At 62.3% G+C, this 7,606-nt stretch carries 5 protein-coding genes and 1 pseudogene; 3 read left to right on the top strand and 3 right to left on the bottom strand.

The window, feature by feature from the left end; translation table 11 throughout:
- Nucleotides 1-124: 124 nt before the first annotated feature.
- From B0G38_RS02495 to B0G38_RS02485, 3 genes are all read right to left on the bottom strand, one after another.
- Complete coding sequence (locus B0G38_RS02495) at nucleotides 125-889, bottom strand: hypothetical protein (RefSeq protein ID WP_264667966.1); 765 nt, start codon at nucleotides 887-889, stop codon at nucleotides 125-127.
- The gene (locus tag B0G38_RS02490; protein WP_264667965.1) at nucleotides 886-1,269 is read right to left on the bottom strand and encodes a hypothetical protein; all 384 of its coding nucleotides are present in this window, start codon (nucleotides 1,267-1,269) and stop codon (nucleotides 886-888) included. The genes B0G38_RS02495 and B0G38_RS02490 overlap by 4 nt, the downstream gene beginning before the upstream one ends.
- A 478-nt stretch (nucleotides 1,270-1,747) precedes the next feature.
- The gene (locus B0G38_RS02485) at nucleotides 1,748-2,317 is read right to left on the bottom strand and encodes an IclR family transcriptional regulator domain-containing protein (protein WP_264667964.1); all 570 of its coding nucleotides are present in this window, start codon (nucleotides 2,315-2,317) and stop codon (nucleotides 1,748-1,750) included.
- Between the two features lie 41 nt (nucleotides 2,318-2,358).
- Here B0G38_RS02485 and B0G38_RS02480 point away from each other — a divergent pair.
- The 3 genes and pseudogenes from B0G38_RS02480 to ggt form a co-directional block, all read left to right on the top strand.
- Nucleotides 2,359-3,486 (top strand): annotated as a pseudogene (locus B0G38_RS02480) (phospholipase D-like domain-containing protein); the annotation flags it as partial.
- Between the two features lie 1,349 nt (nucleotides 3,487-4,835).
- Nucleotides 4,836-5,558 (top strand): endonuclease V, encoded by a 723-nt coding sequence (locus B0G38_RS23285; RefSeq protein ID WP_413542016.1) that lies wholly within the window; start codon nucleotides 4,836-4,838, stop codon nucleotides 5,556-5,558.
- A gap of 116 nt (nucleotides 5,559-5,674) precedes the next feature.
- Nucleotides 5,675-7,501: a gamma-glutamyltransferase gene (gene ggt, locus B0G38_RS02475; protein WP_264667962.1), complete on the top strand. Its 1,827-nt coding sequence runs from the start codon at nucleotides 5,675-5,677 to the stop codon at nucleotides 7,499-7,501.
- Nucleotides 7,502-7,606 lie beyond the last annotated feature (105 nt).

The following is a 7,606-nucleotide window of genomic DNA, read 5'->3' as shown; positions in this document are numbered from 1 at the left end:
TCTCCCAGATGGTCACTAGCACCAGCGGATGAGTCGAACCTGCACAGGCGCCAGCCGATGAATACGCCCGAACCTGATACGCAGAGGTGCCAGTACCTTGAAAGATCCCGGTTGGGATGTTGCCTTACCAGATTTTGATATTGAATCGGGAGGTCACAGCCAGCAGGGAGGGCCGGTTGCTTTCGATGGTTGTGCCGTCGTCGGCGGTCATGGGATCGCCGGTGAGTCCGGTGTCGGCCCGGCGCAGCCAGTAGGCCCAGGAGTAGCCGCCGCCGTGTTTGCTGCGGAAGCGGATGCCGACCGGCTCGGTTTCGTCGTCGAGAGTGAGTGAGCGCAGCCACGTGGCGATCAAGGTGGTGGCGGTCCGGTTTTCTCCGTGCAGGACGCCCAGAGTCAGTCGTTCAAGTCCGGCGCCGTCGCTAAGTTGTTTCCCGATGCCACCGCTGATCGCGGCGATGCTGTCCGGGTGTTCAACATCTACCCACCAGCCCGGCGCCTGCAAGCCAAGCCGGTAGAGCAGCCGGCGGTCGCGCCAATGGCGGGGCAGAAACCCAGGCTGCATGTTCTGCTGCCCGTCCCACTCCCCTGCCAATTCGGCCATGTACTCCTCGAGGCTGAGCCCGAGGAAATCCGCGTCCTTTTGCAGCGGGTGGACCTCGCCGAGTTTAAGCGCGAAGGATGAGAGCATTTCCGCGAAGGCGATCTCCTCGGTATCGGCCAAGTAGATAGTGGAGCCGGGGGTGTCGTAGCGGTTCCACGATGCCGGATCATCCCCCGCCAGCCGGGGCAGCGGGTTCATCGGCCCCCAGGACGTGGTGGCGATGCGGTAGCCGTAGCGGAAGTCTTCGATGACCCACAGCCCGGTGCGGGCACACTGCCTGCCGCTCATACGTCCTGGCGGTCTTCGAGGAACGCCTTTACGGCTTGGATGACCTCTTTGTGCCGGTCCTCCCGGATCGCAGTCAGCGGAGTGTCCTCATCCAGGAAGGGGTTTCCGCCGATGAACCAGGCTCGGGCGACATGGTCCGTCTCGGCATCGGCAATGGAGATCCAGGCCCGGTGTGCCAGCAACAAACGCTTCTGGAATGCAGGGCCCGGAACGGGGCCGTCGGGTTTGGCCCACTTATGCGGCAGTTTTCGGTCTTTCGCCCCGGCCAGAGTCGCCACGAGCAGTGGACCTAGATGGGTGTTCAGGCGGCGGACGATCTCGTGGATGTCGAGGCGCGCCGTCTCTGAATGCCCCGCCGTGATGATCGCCGAAATACTCATAACTCCACAATAACACCCTTTTTACACTCGAACTACCCCTGCTGCAGTAACCGCCGCGAGCAGGAAACCAACCGGATGACGCCCTACGAAAACAGCACATTCGTGTCACTGACACCGATAACGGCGCATATGACGGCTCACCAGTATTGTTTGTCGACTTGCCGGCACTGCCTGGGATGCACCGCCCGCTGGGTCTCACCGTCGAAGCCGTGCCGGAATCCAAGATTGGCTAGCAGAGGCACGCAGGCCTTAAGCCGAATTGCAGAATTTCCGGTTGCACCCGCAGCCACCGCAAGGATCGCATTCCTGAGGGGAACCCACACGTAGGCCTTGGTCGTTCCACCCCGCTTTGCGGCGGACAGGCACGAGACGCGCGGCTTCCAGCTAGTGACCCAGCCTCACGGCCTCTGGCTATCCACCGGTAAAACGGTTATGGGCGCCTGAGATACTGGGTCTTGCCGCGGCCGGTTTCATTTCATCATTGGATGAGCTTTACCGGGCGGGACTGGTACATTGCCCAATCCGCGCTGGTCTCCCGGGCAGCAGTTCTGAGCAGGGGCAGGTACTCGCCGACCAGCTTTTCGACGCTGGTTTCGTGGGCATGCACGGTTACATTCATGGAGGCTCGCACGACACCTTCACCGTCGGCCACACCGACGGAAATCGAGCGGACACCCGGTGCCAGCTCCTCGTCGGCCAGTGCCCAGCCCTGTTCTCTGACTTGGGCGAGGATCTGAAGGATCTGTCCGTCGGGCATCCGCTCTTTCTCGGGCAGCCCGGAGCGTGATGGTTCGGCAATCACTTTTAGCGCTTCCTCGGGCGGAAGGGCGGCCAACAGGACTTTTCCTTGTGAGGTGATCATGGCAGGAAACCTGGTTCCGACATCGACCCGCAGCGCAATGAGTTTCGGTACGGCTACGCGGGCCACGTACACAATGTCCGAACCATCCAGCTGTGCCATCGAGGATGATTCTCCGGTCTTTTCCACCAATCGCTCAAGGTGGGGACGCGCCATGTCCCACAATCCCAGGGAGCTGACGTATGCCATGCCGAGCTCCAGCACTTTGGGGGTAAGCAAGCAACAAGGCGGACGTGCTTACGGACTACACCCGGTCGTTCGCCTCGGTTGTCGAGGCGATCAGCTCCGCCCGGTCTTTTGTGCACTTTGAGTTCTACATAGTCGCCCTCGACAAGACGACCGAGCCGGTTTTTGGGGCCCTTGAAGAGGCCAGAGCCAGAGGGGTGGAGGTGCGGGTGCTGTTCGATCATCTGGGCAGTGCCGGGTTTCCAGGCTACAAACAGGCGATCAGACGGTTGGACGCCGCGGGAATCGAATGGCGGCGGATGCTTCCGGTGCGTCCCTGGCGTCTGCAGTATCAGCGGCCGGATCTGCGCAATCACCGGAAGATACTCGTTGTGGACGGCGAAATCGCCTTCACCGGTTCCCAGAACATCATCGATGCCAGTTACAACAAGAAAGGTAACCGCCGCCGTGGCCTGCAATGGCGCGACCTGGTGCTCAGGCTTGAAGGTCCCGTCGTGCAGCAGCTCAACGCAGTATTTATTGCCGACTGGTATTCCGAGACGGACATTCTGTTGGCAAATGAAGCACCTGCCCGGCCCAACGCGGGAGCTGCCGAATCCACTGTGGGAGCAGAAACCGGGAGCCTGTCCTGTCAGCTGCTGCCCAGCGGCCCGGGACTGGACAATGAGAATAACCTGCGGCTGTTCAACCACCTGATGCACAACGCCAGGCGGCGCATCGTCATATGCACACCGTATTTCGTCCCCGACGAGTCGATGCTCATTGCAATCACCTCGGCCGTCCAGCGCGGCGTGGAAGTGCGCGTCCACGCGGGGGCTACGTCCGATCATATTCTGACCCACCACGCCCAGCGTTCGTACTATGAAATGCTCCTCGCCAGCGGTGTGGACATCCATTTATACGATCAACCCTATGTGCTTCATTCGAAGTTCCTCCTGGTCGATGACGAAACCGCGGTGGTGACCTCGTCCAACATGGACATCCGCTCATTCGCGCTGAACCAAGAGATCAACCTCCTGGTCTTCAGCCAGCCGTTCATCCAGCGCATGAACACAGTCGAGGAGCAGTACCGCGCCGACAGCCACCATCTGGATCTGGACGCATGGCGCCAGCGGCCTCTCTACCAAAAATTCTTCGACAATGTGTGCCGGCTGACGGCCGGAGTGCAATAGGAGTCCGCCTATGTCTTTCCCTAGGTCTGCTGGCAGCGGAAGACCCAAGACGTCCTCCGGCTAGAGCGTGTGGGTAAGGCTAAGGAAACAGGGTCTGGAAGCCGCCACTCCGCGCGAGCGTGATCGATGATTCCTTGTGTTCGGTGTACCTATGGGAAGTTATGGCTTGGTATGTGAAAAAGTGAATAAGTCCGCATAGCTTGGCATAAACGCTGATTATGGAACCAGCTTTGAATCCCTTCAGCCCGGGCTCGGGCCTGCAGCCGCCGTTCCTAGGGGTCGGGAGCGCGAGATCGAGGCGTTCGACCTGGTCGTGGCCCGCACTGAACTTTCGCGTGCGGCGCGGTCGATGGTGCTTACCGGCTTGAGGGGCGTCGGCAAGACTGTGCTCCTGAACCGTTACGGGGCATTGCCGAGAATCATGACTGGCTGACCATCCGGCTGGAGGGCCGCCCGGGTAATTCCGGCGCCCAGGAATTCCGCAGGGATTTTGCCCGCGAACTGCAGATCGCCTCCCGCCGGTTCGCGTCCCTGAAGGGTCGGGAACCCGTGGTGCAGTTCCTGTGCACCGTCAGCTCTTTCGGTTGGCCCCGACAGCGGGCGGCCGCCGTGGCGAGGACGGCCTTGATCGCATAGGACGGAACGTTCTTTGCTGCGGGCGGTTTGTCCCTGGAAGGGCCCTCGGTGCGCGAGATCCTCCATAGGGTGCCGGCGCCTTCCCAGACGCGGGTACCTCCTTTTCCGCGGCGATCGATATTTCTCCGAAGTCCACCACGTACAAGGCACCGTCCGGCCGTACTGGCAGTGCGAGGGTGCTCCATGCCGGTATGCGCAAGCTGCAGCAGCTAGCTGCTGACCAACCATTTCGCGCCGCAGCAGAAACTCGTCTCCACGGAACGCAACGGCGCGAAGACCACCAAGAAATACGACAAGCCGGCCACTCCGTACCAGCGCGTCCTGGCCGACACCGGGTCCGTCGCCAGGAAATTCAAGACCCGGATGGCCAAGGAAAACGAGTTCCCTGAATCCGGCTGCCATTCAACGCCAGGTCCAGGCCCTCACCGCCGAACTGCTGACCCTCATCACATCCAAACAAGGACCAAAAGCAAGAGGTTCCGTCTGGGTAAGACCAAACAGTTCCACGAATCAATCCAAGCGCGCATCTTGACGTTGATTCCCCCGTGGCCGGCCCCTCCGAAGGCAACGGAGGTGAGGTTCGGCGCGGGCACGTCGATGGTGAGGAGTTCGTTGCCGTTCGAGCCACAGTGCATTGGATATGTGGCAGTAGCTCATAAAGTAAATGTTCAAGGCAGCGGCTTTACCCGGCTACCAATAGGAAGGGCGATGTGATGGAAGGCCATAGGCACGACGCTGCATGGCCGGTGAGCCGCATCGGAATCGTGATTAAGCAGGCGCGGTTGGCAACTATGCAGCGACCGGCGTGGCGCCCAGAAACATTGCCACTGGACATAGCGGCCGCGGTCGTTGTCTCCGGACGCAGCGCTGAAACGCCTGACCAGGACTCGGAACTCACTTGGACTGGCGCGGTCCTGATGCGCGGCTCAGAGGTCCTCGACTCACACGTCGTAAAGAATGTCGCTGCAACCCCTTATATCCCCGGCCTGCTGGCCCTGCGAGAAGGGCAGCTGCTGTGCGCTGCGATTACGGCTCTCCGCGCATGCCCGGACGTGCTCATCGTAGCCGCGGCTGGCCGCGACCATCCACGGCAAGCAGGTCTTGCGCTGCATCTGGGCGCTGTACTGGGTATTCCGAGCATCGGCATCACTGACAGGCCACTCATGGCACAAGGAACATATCCCGGCCCCCGCCGCGGCGACACGTCAACCTTGTTGCTCGACGACATCGAGGTCGCGCAATGGGTACGCACCGTCACAGGGGTGCGGCCCCTCGTCGCCCACGCTGGCTGGTGCACCACTGCTGAGGTAGCGGCCGCCGTCCTCCTCAGCTGTACCTCACACCTGCGTGCCCCGCAGCCGCTCCGCGAAGCTCGTCGATTGGCCAGGCTGGCCCGAAACCGAGAACAAAACCCTAATTCCGACCATCGCCGATAACGGCGCATAAGTGCGCGGTCTCCCCCTCGAGAGGCACTGGGGTATTGAGTGGCCGGACCGCAGGGAGTAGCGTGACGTCATCGACAACTCCTATCACCTTGATTTTCGGAGTAACCATGGCACATCTGAGACGTCGGTTCGCTGCCTTTACAGCCGCCCTGGTTATGAGCTTAACCAGTGGCACCGTTGCCAGCCCCGCCTTCGCCCACCCGACCGAGCCCATCAAAACCGCAACTGCGAGGGGTTACGGCGGTGCAGTAAGCACCGTCGACCCGGAGGCATCCGCGGCAGCACTTAGAGTCCTTCGCAAGGGCGGCAACGCCGTGGACGCCGCCGTAGCCGCAGCGGCGACCCTCGGCGTGACTGAACCGTACAGCGCCGGGATCGGCGGTGGCGGTTACTTCATGTTCTACGACGCGGAGACCGACGAGGTCAGCTCAATCGACGGCCGCGAGACTGCACCCGAGGCGATGCCGCACGACGCCTTCATCGACCCGGAGACCGGCGAGCCCTACCCCTTCACGCCGGAGCTCGTCACCAGCGGCGTTTCCGTGGGCGTACCCGGCACGCCGGCGACCTGGGAGCGTGCCCTCGACCGCTGGGGAACGCTGAGCCTCCGTGAAGCGCTCAAGCCAGCCATCAAGGTCGCCAGCCGCGGCTTCGAGGTCGATGAAACATTCCGCCAGCAGACCCTTGACAACAAGATCCGCTTCGAGGCGTTCACCTCGACGAGCAGCCTCTTCCTCCCCGACGGCGACGCACCCGCCGTCGGCAGTACCTTCACGAACCACGACCTGGCCAAAACATACCGGCTCCTCGCCAAACATGGCACGGACGCCTTTTACGATGGCGCGCTTGCGGAGGAAATTGCGGCCACGGTTCAGGATCCGCCAAAGACCGAGGAAACTACTCTGCCCGTCCCGGTTGGTCACATGACGACGGCGGACCTGGCCGCATACGAGGCCCTGGACCAGGATCCAGCGCACGTGGAATACCGCGGCCTGGACGTCTACGGCATGGCTCCGTCGAGCAGCGGAGGCACCACAGTCGGGGAAGCGCTGAACATCCTGGACACGGTCAACCTTTCCGAGATGACCGCGCCAGGCGCCCTGCACCACTACCTCGAGGCAAGCGCCCTTGCCTTCGCCGACCGCGGCAAGTACCTCGGCGACCCGGCCTTTGTCGACGTCCCTACCGCCGCCCTCACGGACCCTCTGTTCGGCAAGGAACGCGCCTGCCGGATTGATCCGCTGCAGGCGGCCGAGAAACCCGTCGCACCCGGGGACGTATCCGAGTACGACGGCGTGTGCCCGGCTGCCGCCGCAGCCCTGGCTGACGAGAAGGACACCGAGAACATCTCGACAACCAACCTGACGGTCGCAGACAGGTGGGGAAACGTGGTCGAATACACGCTCACGATCGAGCAGACCGGCGGATCCGGCATCGTGGTGCCCGGCCGCGGGTTCCTGCTCAACAACGAACTGACTGACTTCTCCACCGTGTATGACCCCGCCGACCCAAACCGCATCGAGCCCGGGAAACGGCCCCGCTCCTCAATGTCGCCGACCATCATCCTCGAGGATAGTGAGCCTTTCCTCGCACTCGGATCACCGGGCGGCTCCACCATTATCACGACCGTCCTGCAGACGATCATGAACCGCGTGGATTTGGGCATGGACATACCGGAAGCGATCGCGGCACCTCGGGCGTCGCAACGAAACACCGCCAGCGTCACCGCCGAACCGGAGTTCGTCGACGCCTATGGAAACCAACTGAAACCCTACGGCCATAAGCTCACGCCGGCCGGGGACGCGTTTACCTCCGCGGCAGAGATCGGCGCGGCCACCGCAATCGAGTTCATGCCCGACGGAAGCATGGTCGCCGCCGCTGAGCCAGTAAGGCGCGGGGGCGGCTCTGCATTGGTACTCAAACCGTCACGATAAGCTCTGCCGTTTGTGTGCCCCTCCCGCATGCAAGTCCCGTCGCTGGCCGATTGCGCCCACCACGTCGGTGCGCGCCGAAACCGGCGTCGGATACCTAGGTGAGTT

Origin of the sequence: Crystallibacter permensis, from assembly GCF_025960875.1 — a bacterium.
Classification (GTDB): Bacteria; Actinomycetota; Actinomycetes; order Actinomycetales; family Micrococcaceae; genus Crystallibacter; species Crystallibacter permensis.
The sequence above is the reverse complement of the archived record's forward strand: the minus strand, read 5'-3'. Positions and strand labels throughout refer to the sequence as shown.